The organism is Pseudomonas sp. JUb42 (assembly GCF_024807945.1).
Lineage (GTDB): Bacteria > Pseudomonadota > Gammaproteobacteria > Pseudomonadales > Pseudomonadaceae > Aquipseudomonas.
This window is the reverse complement of record NZ_JANUFD010000021.1, coordinates 15,162-34,767: the sequence shown is the minus strand read 5'-3', so window position 1 is coordinate 34,767 and position 19,606 is coordinate 15,162. Positions and strand designations below refer to the sequence as shown.

Genomic DNA, 19,606 nt, shown 5'->3' with positions numbered 1-19,606 from the left:
GTATTCCTGTCAGGCGCTGGTAGGCGCTGCGCCTGCGGTGGCAACCTGGTTTTTCTGGCTGTTGGCTTTGGCACTGAGTTCGGCCACCACCTGCTCGGTCGGCCCGAACATGCTGAGCAGACCATCCTTCATCACCAGCAGACGATCGAGCTGGGAGAGGATATTGGTGCGGTGGGTAATCACGAACACTGTCGAGCCTTCGGCCTTGAGATAAGTCAGGGCGTAGGACAGGGCGCGCTCGCCGATTTCGTCGAGGTTGGAGTTCGGCTCGTCGAGGATGATCAGTTTCGGTGTGCCGTACAGGGCACGGGCCAGGCCGACGCGCTGACGCTGACCGCCGGAGAGGCTGACGCCGTCGCTGCCGATCACGGTGTCGTAGCCTTCGGGCAGCAACAGGATCATTTCGTGAACGCCGGCCACTTTGGCGGCCTGCACGACCATTTCCGGATCGACTTCACCGAAACGGGCAATGTTGTCGCCGACGGTGCCTTCGAACAGTTCGATGTCCTGAGGCAGGTAGCCAATGTGCGGGCCCAGTTCGATCTTGTCCCAGTTGCTGATATCGGCACCGTCCAGACGCACGGTACCGTGCTGTGGTGGCCAGATGCCCAGCAGCGCACGGGCCAGGGTCGACTTACCCGAGGCACTCGGGCCGATGACACCGACGATGGTGCCGGCCGGTACCGCGAAGCTGATGCCTTTGATGATGGCCACGCGCGAGTTCGGCGCGCCGACAATCATGTTTTCCACGCTGACGTTGCCCAGCGGCGCCGGCAGCGGCATGCGCTCAGGCTCCGACTGCAGCTTGGAGAGCATTTCATTGAGACGGTTGTACTGGCCGCGGGCGGCGATGAAGCCTTTCCAGCTGCCGATGATCAGATCGATTGGCGCCAGGGCGCGGCCCAGCAGCACGGAACCGGCAATGATCAGGCCCGAGGAAATTTCGTGGTTGACCGCCAGGTAAGCACCCAGGCCGAGGATCAACGACTGCACCATGACCCGGAAGCTTTTCGAGGCGTAGGTGATGTTGCCGCCCTTGTCACTGGCTTCCGATTGCAGCAGCAGGACCTTCTTCTGACGCAGGGACCAGCGATTGATCAAGTTATTGAGCATCCCCATGGACTCAATGACTTCAGCATTGCGCAGGTTCTTGGTGGTGTGCAGGCTGGCGGCCATGTTTTCGCGGTTGGCGTTGGCGATCGGCTTGCTGGTGACCTTCTCGTTGGCATAGGCCAGGATCAGCAGCACGATGGCACTGGCCACGGCGGTCCAGCCATACCAAGGGTGGAACATGAACATCACGGCCAGGTAGATCGGCAGCCATGGGGCATCGAAGAAGGCGAACAGGCCGTTGCCGGTCAGGAACTGACGCAAGGCGGTCAGATCGCTCAGGGGCTGGGCCGAGGAGTTCATGCCGCCGGTCGCGAGAGCCATTTTGAAACTGGCGCGGTACACATCGCGAGCGAGGATGACGTCGAGCTTGGTACTGACGCGAATCATGATGCGCGAACGCACCCACTCCAACAGACCTGTGGTAATGGTAAGAATGACCATGATGAGGGTCAGCACGGCCAACGTGGTCATGCTGCCACTGGTGACCACACGCCCGTAGACCTGGAGCATATAAAAGGTAGGAACCAGCATCAGGGCATTCACGAACAAACTGAAGATACCGACTGATATGAAACTGCCTTTACAAGCTTTTAACGCAGCCTGCAAGCTGTTTTCATCGACGTTACGCATAATTTCCTAACTGCCACGGGGTATGGAAAAGCGCGGGAGTGTAACACTCGACTAACGAGTGATAAATGAAAAAGCTGTCAGTGGAATCAGACGACAGTATTTTCCTACGTAGGATCTTTCCTAGATTTAATGTTGCAACGTCTTCAAAGCGAAAGGTAAAGTCCGCGCATCTTGGCATTCCTTGTTCTTCTTCCTACACAACCTGCGTTTCAAATGCGTAACCCATGTTGTTCCCGTTGTGGACACTCAGGAAGTCGATCTGCCCCAGCTGTCCTGCGAGCATTTCATGCGCATTCTGCATTTCTTCAAAACCTATTACCCGGACACCACCGGCGGCATCGAGCAGGTGATTTTCCAGCTGTGCCAGGGCGGTCGCGCCCTGGGCATCGACAATCAGGTCCTGACGCTCAGCCCCAACCCCTCCCCTGCGCAGATCCAGGTGGCCGATCACCCGGTTACGCGGGTCAAAGAGAACTTCAACCTGGCGTCCACCGGGTTCTCCGCCCAGGTGTTCGGCACCTTCAAGGAGATGGCCGCCGAGGCTGATCTGGTGCACTTTCACTTCCCCTGGCCGCTGATGGACCTGGTGCATTTCGCCACGCGCCACGGCAAGCCGACGGTGCTCAGCTACCACTCGGATGTGATCAAGCAGCGCCATCTGCTCAAGCTTTACCGGCCCTTGATGCACGCGTTTCTGTCGCGCATGGACCGCATTCTGGTGGCCTCGCCCAACTATCAGCGCACCAGCACCACGCTCAAGCCGTTCGTCGATAAAACCGTGGTCGTGCCTTATGGCCTGAATCAGGCGGCCTACCCGGTCGTCACCCCGACCACCCAGGAGAAGTGGCGCCAGCGCGTGCCGCCGAAGTTTTTCCTGTTCGTCGGCGTGCTGCGTTATTACAAGGGCCTGGACAGCCTGCTGCGGGCCCTGGAAGGCGTGGATTATCCGGTGCTGATTCTCGGTGGCGGCCCTCAGGAGCAAGAGCTCAAGGCCATGGCCGAGACCCTGAAACTGCGCAATGTGCAGTTTCTCGGCCGCCTGGATGATGAGGACAAGGTGTGCCTGCTGCAGATGTGCTACGCGTTGGTGTTCCCGTCGCACATGCGCTCGGAGGCCTTTGGCATTTCCCTGGTGGAGGCGTCGATGTACGGCAAGCCCATGATTTCCTGCGAAATGGGAACCGGCACCACCTTCGTCAATCTGCACGAACACACCGGCCTGGCCGTGCCGCCCAACGAACCGCCGGCCCTGCGCGCGGCAATGACCCGGCTGTGGGACAACCCCGTCGAAGCGGCAGCTTTTGGCGCTAACGCAGAACTGCGCTTCCAACAGCTTTTCACCGCCGAGCATATGTGCGCGACCACTGCGCAGATCTATCGACAAGTGTTGGCTGAGAAGGCCGCTGATTGATGAGTTAAACCCTGCGTCGTGACTTAACGACGCAGGCTTATGTATCAGCCATGAAACACTTCTGAACGCTTACTCTATAAAGTAATGAGTCGTTATTTATTAAAACTTTTCTTTATATGTCATTACAGCTGAACCGTAGCTGTTAATGCGATTTTTTGGCGTTAGATGCCAGACTCATAATCCTCATCGGCTGATTCAGCGGAGTACTGTGGGAGCGAATTCATTCGCGAATGGGCCTGTACATCCGAAGCATGTGCATCGCCTGAAATACTGCTTTCGCGAATGAATTCGCTCCCACAAAATTTACTCCCACAGTATCGCTGCTGCCTCCCCGCGCGGCGTTTGATTCGGCTATCGACTACAAATTCCGGCTATTGAAATTCAGCTAGCCAGCTAGATATATAGATAGCTATCTTGATAGATAAAACCGCTTCAGCGCGGCAAAAACCCGGCATATGCCCCTTTTTTGCCCCATCCAGGCGTTCCCGGAAGCATCACTGGCTTTCCTTCTATATAGAAGGAAGCATCTTGCTGCGTCCTTTCCTACAGCTATCGACTACAAATTCCGGCTATGGATATCTAGCCAGCCATCATTAAAGCTATCTAGCTATATAGATAGCTATCAAGATAAACGTATGATTTATAATCAATTTTCAAGAATTACCAACTGTTCATGAGGAATAGCCTCCATGCCGTCCTCCAGGGAAAGCCGCATCTGCGCCGCCTCCTGGAAGCGGAACATCAGGCTCTTGACGGTCTTGCCTTCGGTGATGGTCTGGTAGGTGATGGTGATGCCGGACTTGGCCGTGATCTCGGCAATGGACGGTGCGATGACACGCTGGCGCAGGTTGTTGAAGCGCTTGTAGCTGTCGCCCAGGTCGAGAAGGATGCGCAGTTTTTCCACCTCGATGATCAGCACGCCAGTGCTCTTGAACTGCATCATCAGCTCGAACAGACGGAAGCTGTGCATGGAGTTGAGGTTCGCTACCCGGCGCAGATCGTAGGAGGTCAGCTTGCTGTTGAGCATCGACAGGTAGGGGATAACGTCCACGGTGAAGTTCAGCGTGACGCGGCCCTCGCCCTCGGCATAGGCCGCCTTGTAGACCCAGCGAATGCGCGTGCGGTTCTTGCCATCGAAGGTCTGGATATCACGCTCGTAGAGTGAGTCGGCCGCCTCTTTGAGGTTGGTGTAGGCGAAGCGGATCGGCACGCCGTAGATCTCGGCGAAGCTGGCAGCGGTCACGGTGATCTTGGACGGCATGGGTTTGCGCGGATCGACCTGGGCAATGGCGGCCAGCAACAGACGCTGCTCCTGCAGCGTCAGGCGATAGGATGCGCTGATCAGGTCATTGGCTTTGGTTACCAGCAACAGCGAGGGTTCTTTGGAGGTCATCGACTCATACCGACTCTTGAATGAGTCGATAGTACCAAGCCTGACCGACAATGCATCTAGCCGGAATTTGTAGTCGTTAGACAGGATGTGTCTCACGGCAGAGACAGGTAAAAAGATGGCACCTAGCCATAGCCGGAATCTGTAGTCGATGCAAAACCCCTCGATAGCCGGAATTTGTAGTCGATAGCCGAAAAAATCAGTCCAGCGAGATTTGGTTTCAGGATGTAAGCCCTGGAAAGCACCGGCAAACGGCCATAGCCAGAATTTGTAGTCGATAGGAAGGTCCCGGATAGCCGGAATCTGTAGTCGTTGCGGGGGAAAACGGCCAATAGCCGGAATTTGTAGTCGTCAGATGCAGCTCAGAAGGCAGTAGGAAACCGTAACTCGTTCAAATGCCTGTGGATAACAGCCGGAATTTGTAGTCGTAATAGCTGAAATTTGTAGTCGTGAGAGCTGGAATCTGTAGTCGTCATAGCCGGAATTTGTAGTCGCATAGCCGGAATCTGTAGTCGTTGCATCGCTGGAGGCCACGTAAATCAAGGGCTGTAGCGGTCCTAAAAACAAGCTTTAAAAACAAGCTTTAAAAACAAGAAAAAAAGATTTTAAAAACGCGAGCGCAAAAGCCAATTTTTTTCTGGTTTGAAAATCAAAAGCGAAAAGCCCAAAGGCCATAGCGCTAAAACCTCCTGAGGCCGCGCACAGGCGCAAAAGTCGACTTTCAACCAGCAGGTGCCAGCGATAATTGCTTCTCGCTCCCCTGAGAGCTCCGTGGGGGCCTTGGTGACGTGTTTTCAGCCTGGCATCTGACTGAAAAAACCATTAAATCTTCATTTCCGCCGTAGAAAACAGATCCGGCCGTGGAAAACCTGAGCCCAGACCTAGGCGACAAAAGCTTTGGCGGTTATCACGATCTGTCGCCAACCAGGTCAATCCGCAAAGCCATCGTCTCCCGGAAAAATCCTGCTGAAAAATCAGACCTAGCCTACACGACAGCAGAGACAGGTCGGCAAAGAAACCAGACGAAACCCGCAAGCTAAAAGGGTCCAAGGCTATAGATAGCTATATAGATAGATAGCTATACTGGCGCCTGAGTTACAGCTATCTATCTGGCTATCTATCTGAACAGGACGTCCACTTGACCATTTTCGCTTGTGTGAACACTAAAGGCGGTGTCGGCAAAACCACCACCGCCGTGCACTTGGCCACCTTGTTGGCCATACGCGGTAAAACATTGCTGATCGATGGCGACCCCCAGGCCAGCGCAGCAAGCTGGGCAGCCTGGCGTCGCGATAATCCGGAATACAGCCCGAGCCCGACCACCGTCTGCCTGCAGGGCAAAGCGATCAACTCCGAGGGCCGCCAGTTGGCCAGCTCTTATGAACACGTCGTTGTTGATGCCGGCGGCCGTGATTCGGTCGGCCTGCGTTCAGCCCTGTTGCTGGCTGAAGTCGTCATCGTGCCAGTGGGCGCCAGTTCTTTTGACGCAGCGGCCATGACCGATCTGTTGACCGTGGTCGATCTGGCCCGTGACTACAACCCGGACCTGGATGTGCGCATGCTGCTGTCGCGGGTTGATACCCGTACCAAGGACACCGGCGAAATGCTGACCTTCCTGGAAGAACAATCTTTCAGCGTATTCAAAACCAAGATCTGCGAGCGCGTAGCGTTCCGTCGCTGCATCAGTGAAGGCGCCATCGTTCATGAGCTCAAGCGTGATCACGCGGCCATTCAGGAAATGAACGCTTTCGTTGCCGAGGTGCTGGGATGATCAAGGCCAAGCCAGACATCAAAAGCTTCAAGAAGGACCCGACGGAGTTTCTCGAAGGAGGGGAGGCCGACAAAGCCCTGGCAAAAAAGCCGAGCGAGGTTGAAAGCGCACCGGTCGAGGCGCCCAAGCCCCAAGTCATCGAAGCGTTCAAACCTGAGCCTACCGTGCAGAAGCTGTTTCGCCTGCGCTGGGACATCGCCAATGCTTTGAAAATCGGCGCTGCTCAAGAATCTGCGCGTACAGGCAAGCGCGTCACCGAGACGGACATCGTTCAGCAGCTGCTGATGAAGCACTACCAGCTCAAATAGCTATATAGATAGCTATGCGGTAGATATCTATGTCGTTAGCTATCTGCGGGGCAGGTATCCTTGCTCCCCAGAATGACCCGCCGCAATAACCTGGGCGGGTCAGCTTAAACGCCAACAAATGCGCAAACCCAAACGCTCAATAAGATAGCTAGATATATAGCTAACATTTAATCAAGGACAATAAGCATTCCAATACCACCCCTCACAAACAGCCTTTCTGATTACGCTCTTCCTCCCCCCCGAAAAGCGCACGGGAAGCGCAGCGGAAGAGAAGGCGTGTGCATATAGATGGCGCTATAATAGGGGTGGTATTAGTTTTAGGTAGATCCAATGCTGACGGATATTACTGCTGCCCATGCTTTACTGGTGGAGCACCTTGAGGCTTTTCAACTCGTTTGGCCACGGCTGGTCGTCGCCGGTAAGGTCTGGCAACTGCCGGTATTGGCCGAGCAAAAGGCCCCCGATTTGATTGAGGTGCGTGCACTGGAAGGCGAGGCCGCCATCCAAGCAACACTGCGCGCCATGAGCACCTTCGAGCGCGAGCCAGGGCAGGCGCCTGGTACGGTGATGCGTTTGCCGGGCTATTTCGTGATGCGTGAAAGTGTCCTTGAGCCCATCCGCGAGATCAATCTACTCAAGGATCAACTGCTGATGGCCATCGAGCAGACCCGCATCGAACTGAATCTGGCACCTACCGCCCGCTCGAAAATCCTGCGCCAGGCCCTGGGCTATCAGTTCAGCATGAAGCAGCTGGCGCGTCACAGTCAGGCGTTCGATGTCTGTCCGCGGCTGCTGGTGTTTACCTGGGCCGGGCACACCACCGGCGGCGAACGGATTGCCGTGGGCAAGGTGCGCGAGTACCTGGGCAAGGCTGCCGAGCTGCAGTCCACGAAGGAGGGCGTCGCATTGGAGCAAACCCAGGCCGGTGCCGAGCTGCGGCGCATCGTCAATCTGTCGGACCAGGCCACGCTGATCAAGTACAAGAAGGTCGCTCCGCACCCACGGGCCATGGTGTATTTCTCCGGCAGCTCGCGCTACGACGCCATGATCCACAGCAACCTGCCGATGTTCGTTCTGGCCGGTGACGAACCTACCGTCGTGCATGATCTGCGCGATTTCGACCGCCATGCCCGGCAAGCCGAGCGGCCCGACAAGAAGGCGCGGATCGAGGTCATTCCCCGCATGAACCTGTACCTCAACCCCGACGACCTGGTTGGCCAGCAACCGGCGATCGAGCCGGTGAGCAAGCCCAGCAGCGTCGAGTCGACCTACTCGCAGTCATCGCCGCGCATACCGGTAATAAATAAGAAGAAGGTCAACAGCGCCCAACTCGGGCTTAACCTGCCCGGACCTGAAGACTGAGGGGGACGTCGGCCCCTTCCTGGATGAACGCCGCCCATTGCTGCATCAGCAGACGGCGCTTATCCAGCAGATCACTGCGGTTATAGGCGGCCTGAACCTTGTCATCGAGGCTGTGCGCCAGGGCCATTTCACAGACTTCACGGGGGAATTGTGTCTGCTCTGCGGCCCAGGTGCGGAAAGTCGAGCGAAAACCGTGGGGTACGTATTCGCTGGCGCCGAGCTCGTCCATGGTCCGGCGCAGCGCATTGCCGGGCAGAGCGGCCGACTGCCGGGCATTGGGGAACACATAGCGCGGATGCTTGCCAGCCTGCTGGGCCAGGACCTGCAGCGCACTGGTGCACAAGGGCACGCGATGTAGCCTGGCTGCCTTCATGCGTTGCGCGCCGATGGTCCAAATGCCGCTGACCAGGTCGAATTCATCCCAAAGCGCGCCGCAGATCTCCGCACTGCGGCAGGCGGTGAGAACGAGTAATTCGCAGGCTCGCGCCGCCGTACTGTCCAGACTATCGAGCTGGCGCATAAAGGTGCCAACCTCGGCTGCCGGCATCGCCGCAAAGTGCACCTGAACACGCTTTTGCCGGGGCAGCAGTTTGTCCAGATGGCCACGCCAGCGTGCCGGGTTTTCCCCGTCGCGCAGCTTGCGCGCCTTGGCGGCATCGAGCACCAGCTCGATGCGGTTGCGCAGACGAGACGCTGTTTCCGGGATCTGCTGCCAGATCGGCACCAGCACCTGCAAGACCTGATCAGTGTCGATCAGCTCTACCGACTGCTCACCCAGCAACGGATAGACATGATCGCGCAGCGAATGCTGCCATTGCTGGGCGTGGCGAGCATTCTTCCAGCTTGGCCGGTGGGTGCTGATATAGCGCTCGGCCTCCTCGCGAAAGGTCACCCGCACCTGCGCAGCTTCGGGTTTCGGCCCAGCCAAGGGGTCATGTCCCTGGGCCAGTTGCAGGCGCAACGTGTCGAGGGCCAGGCGCGCAGCCTTCAGGGACACTGCCGGAAAGCTGCCCAACCCCAGGTCATGGCGCCGGCCGGCACGCTGATAGCGAAAAACCCAGCGCTTGCTACCACTGGCCCCGACACGCAGCAACAAACCACGTTCATCGTGATAGCTTCCCGGGGTTTGCACGGTTCTGACAAAGGTCTGGGTCAATTTGCTCATAAAAGGCTCGATAGGGCCAAGGCACTCACAAGGCGCATAGTTTACAGCGTAATGTACGAGGTGGATCCCTCCGCGTACATATGCAGTTTTACCCCGTATTTGATGGGTTAATTTGGAAGGCCATCAGATATGTCCCACACTTTACCCCACAGCTTGCACCGCCGTGTGGCCGTAGAGGAAAAGAGATCAAGTCGTCGTCATCAGCCCGCGATCAGTGACCGCCGGTTCCGCCATCATCGCGGCTGCCGGCCTTGATACCCAGGCAAACCGCTGCCGTATGGGCTTTACCGCGTATGCCTTTTTTATGGCCGGATAGCACCTGGTAGGTCGTGGCCGGACACAAACCATGCTCACGGGCAAATTCCTGTACAGACTTTCCTTGCTCATCCAGCCAGGCTTTAGCCTGGGACAACGTACGCAGTGGCATATTCATGGCTCTTTGACTTTTACCCCAGTGTAGGGGAATTGCAGGGCCAACTAATCACCAAAAATCAAAATATTGCATCCAATCAGATACTTAACGCCCGTAAGCAGGCGAAGTCATAGCCTCCAAACGGAGTAATGGAGCAGCGACCGCATGCCACATTGACTTTATTCTTTGGAAAACTGGCCTTAGTGCCATCATCGGATAGGCTCTAAAGCGCAGGAGGAAATTCGTTTCAGCTCCGCAAAACTCGGCCGATAGTGTTTGACCGACCTTTTACGCTGGCCGAATAACAACAATTTTCCAGCTGCCTGATGCCCAAGAAATAGACACTGGAGAGACATATGAATAGCTGGTTTGCCAATATCAGCGTCAACTTGAAACTGGCCCTGGGCTTTGGCCTTGTGCTGGTTTTTACTGCCCTGCTTGCACTGGCCGGCTGGACCAGCCTGGACAGCATGATCAACCGCAGCAACTGGATGGGTGATATCGCCGACCTCAACAGCCAGCTGACCAAACTGCGCGTCGTACGCCTGCAATACATGCTGGCCAACGGCGACGAAACCATTGCACAGTCGGTGCAAAGCGCCAGCGCTGACCTGCGTAAACAGCAAGAGAAAGTGCTGTCGATCTTCAAGAGCCCGGAAAACGTCAAGTTGCTGCAACAGCTCGGCGGCGTGATCACCGACTACGACAAGTCCCTGAGTGCCATGCGCAAAGGCTATATAGAAGGCAACGCCATGCGCGCCGAAATGGGTGTGCAAGCCGTCAAGGGTGCCGCGCTGATCGCCCAGATCAACGACGATGTCGCCAAGATGCCGCCTGATGACGCCCGTCGCTTCGAACTGAACCAGGCCATCACCAAGGCCCGTGAAGACCTGATGATGGTGCGCTACGAAGTGCGCGGCTATACCGCCAACGTCAACGCCGATACCGAGCAACTGGTGGCCAAACAGTTGGACAGCGCCATTGCGGGTTTGCAGCCACTGAACAGCGCTTTTGGCGATAGCCAGGGCGAACGCCTCAAACAGCTGGAAAGCGCCCTGACCAACTACCGCACCGCGGTGCAAAACTTCAAGGCGGCCTACGCCAATATTGTCCAGGCGCGTAAGGAAATGACCGATCAGGGGCAACTGATCGTGAAGATCTGCGATGATTTGTCCAACCTGCAAATCACTCGCCGCGATGAAGAAAGCGCCAAGGCCCGGACCCTGCAACTGAGCTGCACAATTCTGGCGCTGTTGTTGGGCATCCTTGCCGCCGTGCTGATTACCCGTCAGATCACCCGGCCGTTGCGCGATACCCTGGTAGTGGTCGAGCGCATTGCCTCCGGCGACCTGACCCACGACATGGTCGTCACGCGCCAGGATGAAATCGGCGTGCTGCAGCAGGGCATCCAGCGCATGGGCGCAACCCTGCGCGATCTGATTGGCGGCATCCGCGATGGCGTCACCCAGATCGCCAGCGCCGCCGAAGAGCTCTCTGCCGTCACCGAGCAGACCAGCGCCGGCGTTAATAGCCAGAAGAACGAAACCGACCAGGTGGCCACCGCCATGCACGAGATGTCGGCCACCGTCCACGAAGTCGCGCGCAATGCCGAGCAGGCCTCGATGGCCGCCTCCCAGGCTGATGAACAGGCCCGCGCCGGCGACCAGGTGGTGATTCAGGCGATTACCCAGATCGAGCGTCTGGCCAGTGAAGTCGGTCGCTCCAGCGACGCCATGAACGAGCTAGAACAGGAAAGCGCCAAGATCGGCAAGGTCATGGACGTGATCAAGGCCGTGGCCGAACAGACCAACCTGCTGGCCCTCAACGCCGCGATTGAAGCCGCTCGCGCCGGGGAAGCCGGGCGTGGCTTTGCCGTGGTTGCCGACGAAGTCCGCGGCCTGGCCCAGCGTACGCAGCAGTCCACCGAAGAAATCGAAAGCCTGGTCGCAGGCCTGCAGAACGGCACCCGCCAGGTATCGAGCATCATGCTCAGCAGCCGCGAACTGACCCACAGCAGCGTGGAACTGGCGCGCAAGGCCGGCACGTCTCTGGGCAGCATCACCCAGACGGTCTCGAGCATCCAGGCCATGAACCAGCAGATCGCCGCCGCCGCCGAACAGCAAAGCTCAGTGGCCGAAGAGATCAGCCGTAGCATCCTTAACGTGCGCGACGTCTCCGAACAGACCGCCTCGGCCAGCGAAGAAACCGCAGCTTCCAGCATCGAACTGGCGCGACTGGGCAATCAGCTGCAGCAGTTGGTCAGCCATTTCAAGGTGTGAATTTCACTGGCTGACCGGGCCGGCTTTTGTAGGAGCTGGCTTGCTGGCGATCGAGTGCACAGCACTCGCAATAATATCGGCGCCTGACCTGGCGCCATCGCCACCAAGGCGGCTCCTACAGGGAATTTCATTGCAGATCATGCTGTTAGTTAACTATCAATTTCAGCGATGACAGGTACTAATCGCATTGACTTCTTAATAAATCCCAGCGGCGTAGCATTACCTCCATACCGAGTTAACAACAACTTCTAACCGATCTGGAGCAACCACCATGAAAACTTCCAAACTGATCTTCGGCCTGGCCTTCTCCGTTCTGGCTTCCAGCGCCTTCGCTCTGCCAGCCATCAATGGCCATGACCAACTTAACGCCCAGGTCGTTGCCGAAAACGGCGCTGACCATGTAGGTGCAAACCGTGTCGCTGCTGATGGTGCTGACCACGTTAATGCCAACCGCGTTGCTGAAAACGGTGCTGACCACGTTGGCGCAAACCGTGTAGCCGCTGATGGTGCTGATCGTGTTGGTGCAAACCGCGTCGCTGCTGATGGTGCTGATCGCGTGGGTGCAAACCGCCTGAGCTGATCCCCAGGCGCATGTCCCTCCAGCCCGGCTTTTGCCGGGCTTAATTTTGCCTGGATTACTATAACGGCCTCTACTTCATCGCATCTTTCAACTACTGGTAGTCATCGTCGGCGCTTCTTTGTGTCCTCGAAAGCTTCATGATCCTGTTCCAGGACACGGAACATCCCAGCACCAGCTTGCAGAGGGATATCCACACATTCAAACACCGCTCGCCATCCCGAAAGAGCTTCCAGCGTCTGAGCAATATATTCATCAGGGCGCAGGTATTTATAGTCTTTGCACAGTTCATGAATGATCTTTCGAGTGGCCTTGCCATGGCCGGAGAATGCCGTCGTGTGTTCGCCTCGCGCGTGTGAAAATGTCAGGTCATAGGCTGGCGCAAGCGTCCATGCTGGCTGCTCACCCGGTTGTGAGGGCTCATTGCACAGAAATGCAAAGTTCTTGGTGTGATCATCATGGTTATGCGACAGGGCGTTGAAGATCATCAATCGAGCCATTTTTTCAACTTCCGTAGCACTGCGAGTCAGCACGTTGGTCAGCTTCAACAGCTCGCTGTAATCCATTGTTGGAGCCTTGAAACTGGCATACATGAGGGCTGAGACAGTCATGACGTGCAGTTTTTTCTCGCCCTGGCGATCAAAGCGTCTGGTCGAAAAAAAACGCTCAGGTTTGCCGTTCGCCATCAGGCTCAAAAGGCTCGAATCTGCCATTTGAACGCCTGCCTCCCGCGCCATCAGGTAGTAGGCATATTCAATCGCGCCCGTTTCCACAGGCTCATCGCCAGCCCTGAATTTTACGAGACGGTGCTCATAGCCCTCGGGAATACGCTCAAATGCGGAAGTTGCATGCTTTGCGTCGGGCGACATCGCAACAATCGCTTTGGGCCTTGCTCCGCCTGGTGACCCACCAGCGAGGCGCAGTTTGGTGAGCACAGCCGCCGTCTCACCTTCAAATACCTTGATTGACGCTTCAAAAAGATCGGCTAAATCAACCGAGCCACTCAGCTTCTCCATATCGGCTTTAGGATGATATTCAAATGCTCCCATGGCTCGATCACCCATATACGCCAGGCGATCCAGCGCAGTGACGGTGTAGGCCGTGCCATCTCCAAAGGTGCTGTTGAGAAATCGATCCATCAACAGCATCCCCCAGCCGTCAGGAAGGGAGTCAGCGAACGGGCCATGCAGGCCTTCGAAGAGTTCAACGTCACCGGCAAGCTGAGGTTTATCGTCAAAACGCATTGAGAAAGGCGCCAAATTAAACCCTGTGGCCAGCCAGCCCTGGTCGTAGATGAAATAGATGCCTTTACCTTCTTCCTTGTAAAGCTCCCCTACTTTCACACCGTTTTTAGTCACTTCAAGGATGTCAAAGCGCTTGAGCTTCGGATAACCGCCGCGCGATGTCATTTCGTACCTCGCTTGCGTCCAGCGCTCTTCAACTCTGCATATGAATTGGGCTGGTGAGGATTGAACAGGGCCGTGATCGGCTTCAACTCATCGAGCGCAGTAGCCAGGAGGATCATGGCCTCCAAAGTGATTGAGCCGCCGACCTCAAACCGTTGGATCGAGGACTCCGAGACTCCAGAAAGCTCCGCCAGCGTCTTGCGCGAAAGGTTTTTCGAGAGACGCACTGCCCTGGCGTTTTTTCCTACATCTCGAGCGATCTCTGCTGGCGAGTAGAGCAAGTGGATGAGAGACATAGCGGTAATTATCCGAAAGCGAAATTAGTCATATTTGACTTATTATATAGAAAAAATCTCAATAATTAGTCATTTTTGACTAAATAACTCTTTGAATTTTTCTGGCTCAACAGATCGATTTTTTGGGAGCAAGCTTGCTTGCGAAGGCTGCCTGCCAGACCTGAAAGAGTGTCGGCTGGACGGACCCTTTCGCAGGCAAGCCTGCTCCCATAGGGAGATATTTCATTGCAGATCATGCTGTTAGTTAACTATCAATTTCAGCGATGGTCGGTACCAATCGCATTGACTTCTTAATAAATCCCAGCGGCGTAGCATTACCTCCATACCGAGTTAACAACAACTTCTAACCGATCTGGAGCAACCATCATGAAAACTTCCAAACTGATTTTCGGCCTGGCCTTCTCTGTTCTGGCTTCCAGCGCTTTCGCTCTGCCAGCCATCACTGGTCATGACCAACTGAACGCCCAGGTCGTTGCCGAAAACGGCGCTGACCATGTAGGTGCAAACCGCGTAGCCGCTGACGGTGCTGATCGCGTTGGTGCAAACCGTGTTGCTGCTGATGGCGCTGATCGTGTCGGTGCAAACCGCGTCGCAACTGATGGTGCTGATCACGTTGGCGCAAACCGCGTAGCTGCTGATGGTGCTGACCGTGTTGGTGCAAACCGCGTCGCTGCTGATGGTGCTGACCGCGTTGGTGCAAACCGCGTCGCTGCTGATGGTGCCGATCGCGTTGGTGCTAACCGCGTAGCTGCTGATGGCGCTGACCATATCGGTGCAAGCCGCCTGAGCTGATCCCCAGGCGCTTGTCCCTCCAGCCCGGCTTTTGCCGGGCTTAATTTTGCCCGCAATAAAGCCTCGGTGTTGATAGCTTGCCCCTCGTTTTATCAAAAACATGCATGTTAATGTGCCACTAGACGCGGCGGCATTTACAAGAACCGTCCCCTGACGCAGTACTGCACTGTTTTTAAAAGAACACCGAGGATGACCGATGGCCGCTGCAACGTATTTTGATCAGGTTCAACAACTCTATATCGCTTATTTCGGCCGCCCTGCCGATCCTGTCGGGCAGGCCTACTGGGCCGCCCAGATCGATGCCGCCAAAGGCAGCATCGCGGCGGTGATTGCCGGCTTCTCGGCGTCGACTGAATCAACAGCCCTGTTCGGTGGCAGCACGTCGACGCAAAAAGTCACGGCGATCTACCAGAATGCCTTTGGCCGTCTGCCAGAAGCCGCAGGCCTGGCTTATTGGGTTGCGCAACTGGAGTCCGGCAAAGTGACCCAGGCCCAGGCCTCGTGGACCATCCAGCAATCGGCCGGGGTCGGTGATGCCACTGCAGTGGCCAACAAGCTGGCGGCCGCCAAGGCCTTTACCGCGCAGATCGATACCGCAGCGGAACTGAGCGGTTACAGCGGTGCGGTTCCAGCAGCTTCGGCGCGCAGCTTTCTTACCCAGGTCGATGCTTCGCCAGCGTCCCTGGCCAATGCCTTGAGCAGTGCTGATTTCGCCCTGGCCACCGCCACCAACACCCTGTTTACCGTCGTTGAAGACCCGACCACCCACGCCGTCTCGTTTGGTGGCTATGCCATCGGCGATATCACCGTAGCCTGGTCCGGTACTGTGGGCAGCTCGGTCGCGACCTTTACCCGGGAAGGCTTCACCTCGCCGACCGTCAATTACGCCGCCACCGCGACCGGTATCAGCCTGGCGAGCACCGACGTCCTGAGTACGACGGTGGCCAACCTGGGCAACCTGACCGTGCTGGGCACCGGCAGCATCAAGCTGACCGATACCAGCGTCACCGCCGCCGCGCTGAACAACCTCGATCTGCACAGCACACCCACCATCAACGCCGGTACCGTGACCAACGTGATTGGCGCCGCGACCGATATCAAGACGTTTGCAGGCGCTGCCGGCATCACCAAGACCGGCACCTGGATTGCCAGCGTGACCGACAGCAGCGTGGCGGCCACCGATCTGATCATCCTCGATGCCGCGACCACTGGTGCGGTGAATGTCAGTGGGAACGTGGTGGGCAACTTTGCCGACGTCAATACCGTGGAAACGGCCGCCGGCATCAGCCTGTCGGTCAGCACCAGTTCGTTGATCAGCGATACCGCCGCCAACCTGACGGGCAAGACGCTGTCTGCTGTCGGCCCGGCGGATGCCTTGTATGTGGGTGCGGCGACTGCGAACACCAACCTGAGCGGCCTGACCGGTTTTGAGGCCATTCACCTGTCGGGAAGCAGCGGCGGCAGCACCATCAGCATCGCCAATGGCGCCGGCACAGTGGTCGATACCAGCTCAGCTTCGAGTGTAACCCTGGGCAGCGGCGGGCAGACATTTATCGGCAGCTCTGGCAATGACACGGTTATGGAAGGTACAGGAGCGGATCGCTTGACCGGTGGCGCCGGGACTAACGTTTTTCTATTCTCGTCCACTCACTTCACAGCGACCACTACTTCAACCGCTTTGATCGCGGCGGCCGATACTATTACTGACTGGACCGCTGGCACTAACAACACGATCACCTTCACTTCGTCACCCCTTTCGGTGGCAGCGGCCGTGGTGGGCGCAGTATCAGGTACGGCGGCTATTTCGGCGACAGGCCTGGCAACCTTCAATCCGGCAGACAATACCCTGGTGAAGAAACTGGATGCAGTGGTCAGCGCAATGGGTACTGATGTTGCGGGCTCCAGTGCAGTGTTTACCGACTCCGGCAACAGCTATCTGTTTGTGGTTGGTAACGCGACAGCAGGTATTCAAGCCGGCGATGCCTTGATCCAACTTACGGGCGTTACCGTGGCCTCTGGACTGACATTCGGCACAGGCTCCATCAGCTCTATATCTTGATCAGCTGTTCGCGCTGATAGCTATCTATAAAGCTATCAGTCCGAACTCTGTGGAGGCGCATTCCGTGGGAGCGAATTCATTCGCGAATGAGGGTATGAAGGCACAGCAAGTCCGTTGTCTGTCCAGGCTCCTTCGCGGATAAATCCGCTCCCACAGAACCTTTCCACTCTCTGAGTCAACAAAATCACCTGGAGAACAAAGTCGCCCCCTCACCAGCGTCAATATTTATTATTCAATTAAATCATAACGTTATAAATTCCATTATTTATAATCTCGAAAAATTGACATTTTTATTTGACAGTTCCCTGAACAACCGCTGATATAGCAAAGCCTGTTTCTGCCCTCTCTTAAAGGCCAGCCTTGCTGACAACACGTCGGCAGGCGGTAGCTATACGCACAACGCAACAGACCCTCCCCGCTCAATGAAATAACGCAGTTTGAGGCTCGTCGGCCTGAGTGTCTGATCCCTGTTTTTCTGAGGATCAATATGGACATTTATCCTGGTTTTTTATCTGTCGTCTTTCTGATTCGCAATCAATCCCACAGCCTCGAAGCCACACTGGTGCACGCCGCCTCGGTGATTGCCGCCCTGGCCAGCGACTTTGAACTGATCATTGTCGATAACGCGTCGCAAGATGACAGCGTGGCGGTGCTCAAGCGCCTGACCGCCGAGGATGGCCTGGCCAACCTGCAGGTCTATGCCCTGACCCAGGAAGTCGATGCCGACACAGCGTCATGGGTTGGCCTGGAGAACGCGTTAGGCGATGTGGTGGTGGTGATTGATCCGCTCAACGATGACGTCGCTTTCATCCCGCAGATGATCGAGCGGGCCATGGCCGGCGCCGATGTGGTGTTCGCCAACAACGCGCAAAAGCCGCCCCAGAGCCTGGCTTATCGCTGCGCCTTTGCCGTGTTCCATTGGCTTTACCAGCGCTTTAACGGCATCCACCTGGCCAGCGAGGCGCCGCAGTACCGGCTGTTGGGCAAGCGGGTGATCAACTTCATCCTGCAGCACCCGCATCCGGCCATGTCGTATCGTCATCTGCCGGCCACCGGCGGTTTTGCCCGGGCGTCCCTGTGCTACAGCGCCGCGCCCAAGGCCACGCGGCCCAAGCATCTGCGCGACAGCATCGATCGCGGCGTGCGCCTGCTGGTGTCCACCACCCGCGCACCGATGCGCCTGGTCACGGCGCTGTCGCTGTTCGGCGCAGTGAGCAACCTGTTGTATTGCGTGTACGTAGTGGCCATCGCCCTGTTCAAGACCGAAGTGGCGCCGGGCTGGGTCAGTGTCTCGCTGTTGCAGTCGAGCATGTTTTTCCTGATTTCCCTGGTGTTGCTGGTGCTGGGCGAATACATCCTGAACATGGCCAGCCTGTCCAACGAAGGGCCGCTTTATCACGTCGGTCAGGAGTTCACCAGCGCGCGCATGACCCGGCGGGAAAAGCTCAATATCGCTGAAGCGCCCACCCCACCTGCGCCGTTACACGGTCAGGTCCGCTGATGAACGACGCACAGCCCATCGACGCCCTGATCATTGGCGGCGGTTTCTACGGCGCCGCCATCGCCGTCTACCTGGCCCGTCAGCGCGGCCTGCGTCATATCGTGCTGGTCGAGCGTGAAGCAGCGCTGATGCAACGCGCCTCCTTCAACAATCAGGCGCGGGTGCATAACGGCTATCACTACCCGCGCAGCTTCACCACGGCCTACCGCAGCCGGGTCAATCTGCCGCGTTTTGTCAGCGACTGGCCCGCGATCATCAAGCAGGACTTCACCAAGCTCTACGCCATTGCCCGACGCAATTCCAAGGTCACGGCGCGGCAGTTCGAGCGCTTCTGTCGCGATATCGGCGCGCCGATCCAGCCAGCCAGCCCGGCGCTGCGCGGCCTGTTCGAACCACGCTTGATCGAGGCGGTGTTCGAGGTTCAGGAGTTCGCCTTCGACTCCAGCAAGCTGGCGCAGTGGGCTGAGCAGGCGTTGCGCGAGTGTGAGGTCCAGGTGCGCTGCCAGACCCAGGTCACGGCGCTGTATCGCGGTAGCGAAGGCGGCATCGAGGCGGTGCTGCGCCGGGCCGATGGCGACGAGTCGCGGTTGCACTGCCGTTATGCCTTCAACTGCACCTACAGCGGCCTCAATCAGCTGGGCGGCGACTTTCCCGGCATTCAGGCCCAGCTCAAACAGGAAATCACCGAGATGCCGTTGCTGCAGATGCCTGCGGCTCTGGACAGCCTGGGCATCACCCTGATGGACGGGCCGTTCTTCTCCATGATGCCGTTTCCGGCCAAGGGCCTGCACAGCCTTTCCCATGTGCGCTACACCCCGCATCTGCACTGGCAGGACGAGCCAGGACGCAACCCCTACGACAAGCTGCAGCACTACCCGCGCCAGAGCCGCGTCGACCATATGCTGCGCGACGTCGAGCGCTATATCCCGGCGGTGCGCGGCGCTCGTTATGTCGAGTCGCTGTTCGAAGTCAAAACCGTGCTGGTGATGAACGAGAGCAACGACGCCCGCCCGATCCTCTTTGAAAAACACGCGCACCTGCCCGGCAGCTATTCGGTGCTGGGCGGCAAGATCGACAACATCTACGACGTGCTGGAAAAGCTCGACGCCGAGCCTTTTACCCGCCCTGATTGAG

Annotated in this window: 16 protein-coding genes; 10 read left to right on the top strand and 6 right to left on the bottom strand. The window is 57.2% G+C overall.

The features are described 5' to 3' along the window. Positions 1-9 precede the first annotated feature (9 nt). Positions 10-1,743, bottom strand: coding sequence for a type I secretion system permease/ATPase (locus tag M2401_RS31395; RefSeq protein WP_259110070.1), 1,734 nt, complete (start codon positions 1,741-1,743; stop codon positions 10-12). 286 nt (positions 1,744-2,029) lie between these two features. Here M2401_RS31395 and M2401_RS31390 point away from each other — a divergent pair, with 286 nt between their 5' ends. Further along, positions 2,030-3,154, top strand: coding sequence for a glycosyltransferase family 4 protein (locus tag M2401_RS31390; RefSeq protein WP_259110218.1), 1,125 nt, complete (start codon positions 2,030-2,032; stop codon positions 3,152-3,154). A 646-nt stretch (positions 3,155-3,800) separates the two neighbouring features. Here M2401_RS31390 and M2401_RS31385 read toward each other — a convergent pair. Continuing rightward, positions 3,801-4,547, bottom strand: coding sequence for a replication initiation protein (locus tag M2401_RS31385; RefSeq protein WP_259110067.1), 747 nt, complete (start codon positions 4,545-4,547; stop codon positions 3,801-3,803). 1,135 nt (positions 4,548-5,682) lie between these two features. On the opposite strand from M2401_RS31385, the gene M2401_RS31380 reads away from it, so the two are divergent. From M2401_RS31380 to M2401_RS31370, 3 genes are all read left to right on the top strand, one after another. Beyond that, entirely contained in the window at positions 5,683-6,315 is a 633-nt protein-coding gene (locus tag M2401_RS31380; protein ID WP_259110064.1) for a ParA family protein, read from the top strand. Continuing rightward, positions 6,312-6,623, top strand: a complete 312-nt coding sequence (locus M2401_RS31375; RefSeq protein WP_259110062.1) for a hypothetical protein — start codon at positions 6,312-6,314, stop codon at positions 6,621-6,623. Before M2401_RS31380 ends, M2401_RS31375 begins: the two co-directional genes overlap by 4 nt. Before the next feature lie 330 nt (positions 6,624-6,953). Further along, positions 6,954-7,985 carry a DNA replication terminus site-binding protein gene (locus tag M2401_RS31370; RefSeq protein WP_259110059.1) on the top strand — a complete coding sequence of 344 codons (1,032 nt, stop codon included), beginning with the start codon at positions 6,954-6,956 and terminating at the stop codon, positions 7,983-7,985. On the opposite strand, the gene M2401_RS31365 is transcribed toward M2401_RS31370, so the two are convergent. Together M2401_RS31365 and M2401_RS31360 are read right to left on the bottom strand one after the other, a co-directional pair. Then, positions 7,960-9,150, bottom strand: a complete 1,191-nt coding sequence (locus M2401_RS31365; protein ID WP_259110056.1) for a site-specific integrase — start codon at positions 9,148-9,150, stop codon at positions 7,960-7,962. The two genes, M2401_RS31370 and M2401_RS31365, sit on opposite strands and share 26 nt — an antisense overlap. Positions 9,151-9,361: 211 nt before the next feature. Continuing rightward, complete coding sequence (locus M2401_RS31360) at positions 9,362-9,577, bottom strand: DNA-binding protein (protein WP_259110054.1); 216 nt, start codon at positions 9,575-9,577, stop codon at positions 9,362-9,364. Positions 9,578-9,918: 341 nt separating this feature from the next. Between M2401_RS31360 and M2401_RS31355 the strand changes: the two genes are divergently transcribed. Next, the gene (locus tag M2401_RS31355; protein WP_259110052.1) at positions 9,919-11,841 is read left to right on the top strand and encodes a methyl-accepting chemotaxis protein; all 1,923 of its coding nucleotides are present in this window, start codon (positions 9,919-9,921) and stop codon (positions 11,839-11,841) included. A 271-nt stretch (positions 11,842-12,112) separates the two neighbouring features. After that, positions 12,113-12,421 (top strand): hypothetical protein, encoded by a 309-nt coding sequence (locus tag M2401_RS31350; protein ID WP_259110050.1) that lies wholly within the window; start codon positions 12,113-12,115, stop codon positions 12,419-12,421. Positions 12,422-12,522: 101 nt separating this feature from the next. Here M2401_RS31350 and M2401_RS31345 read toward each other — a convergent pair whose 3' ends face one another. Then, positions 12,523-13,827 (bottom strand): type II toxin-antitoxin system HipA family toxin, encoded by a 1,305-nt coding sequence (locus M2401_RS31345; RefSeq protein ID WP_259110047.1) that lies wholly within the window; start codon positions 13,825-13,827, stop codon positions 12,523-12,525. After that, positions 13,824-14,120 (bottom strand): helix-turn-helix domain-containing protein, encoded by a 297-nt coding sequence (locus tag M2401_RS31340; protein ID WP_259110045.1) that lies wholly within the window; start codon positions 14,118-14,120, stop codon positions 13,824-13,826. The genes M2401_RS31345 and M2401_RS31340 overlap by 4 nt, the downstream gene beginning before the upstream one ends. 366 nt (positions 14,121-14,486) lie before the next feature. Here M2401_RS31340 and M2401_RS31335 point away from each other — a divergent pair, with 366 nt between their 5' ends. The 4 genes from M2401_RS31335 to M2401_RS31320 all read left to right on the top strand — a co-directional run bounded on the left by M2401_RS31335 (position 14,487) and on the right by M2401_RS31320 (position 19,605). After that, on the top strand, positions 14,487-14,912 hold the full coding sequence (locus M2401_RS31335) for a hypothetical protein (RefSeq protein ID WP_259110043.1): 426 nt from the start codon (positions 14,487-14,489) through the stop codon (positions 14,910-14,912). A gap of 196 nt (positions 14,913-15,108) precedes the next feature. Further along, positions 15,109-16,971, top strand: coding sequence for a DUF4214 domain-containing protein (locus M2401_RS31330; RefSeq protein ID WP_259110041.1), 1,863 nt, complete (start codon positions 15,109-15,111; stop codon positions 16,969-16,971). A 487-nt stretch (positions 16,972-17,458) separates the two neighbouring features. Continuing rightward, positions 17,459-18,472 (top strand): glycosyltransferase, encoded by a 1,014-nt coding sequence (locus M2401_RS31325; RefSeq protein WP_259110039.1) that lies wholly within the window; start codon positions 17,459-17,461, stop codon positions 18,470-18,472. Continuing rightward, entirely contained in the window at positions 18,472-19,605 is a 1,134-nt protein-coding gene (locus M2401_RS31320; protein ID WP_259110037.1) for an FAD-binding oxidoreductase, read from the top strand. The genes M2401_RS31325 and M2401_RS31320 overlap by 1 nt, the downstream gene beginning before the upstream one ends. Position 19,606 lies beyond the last annotated feature (1 nt).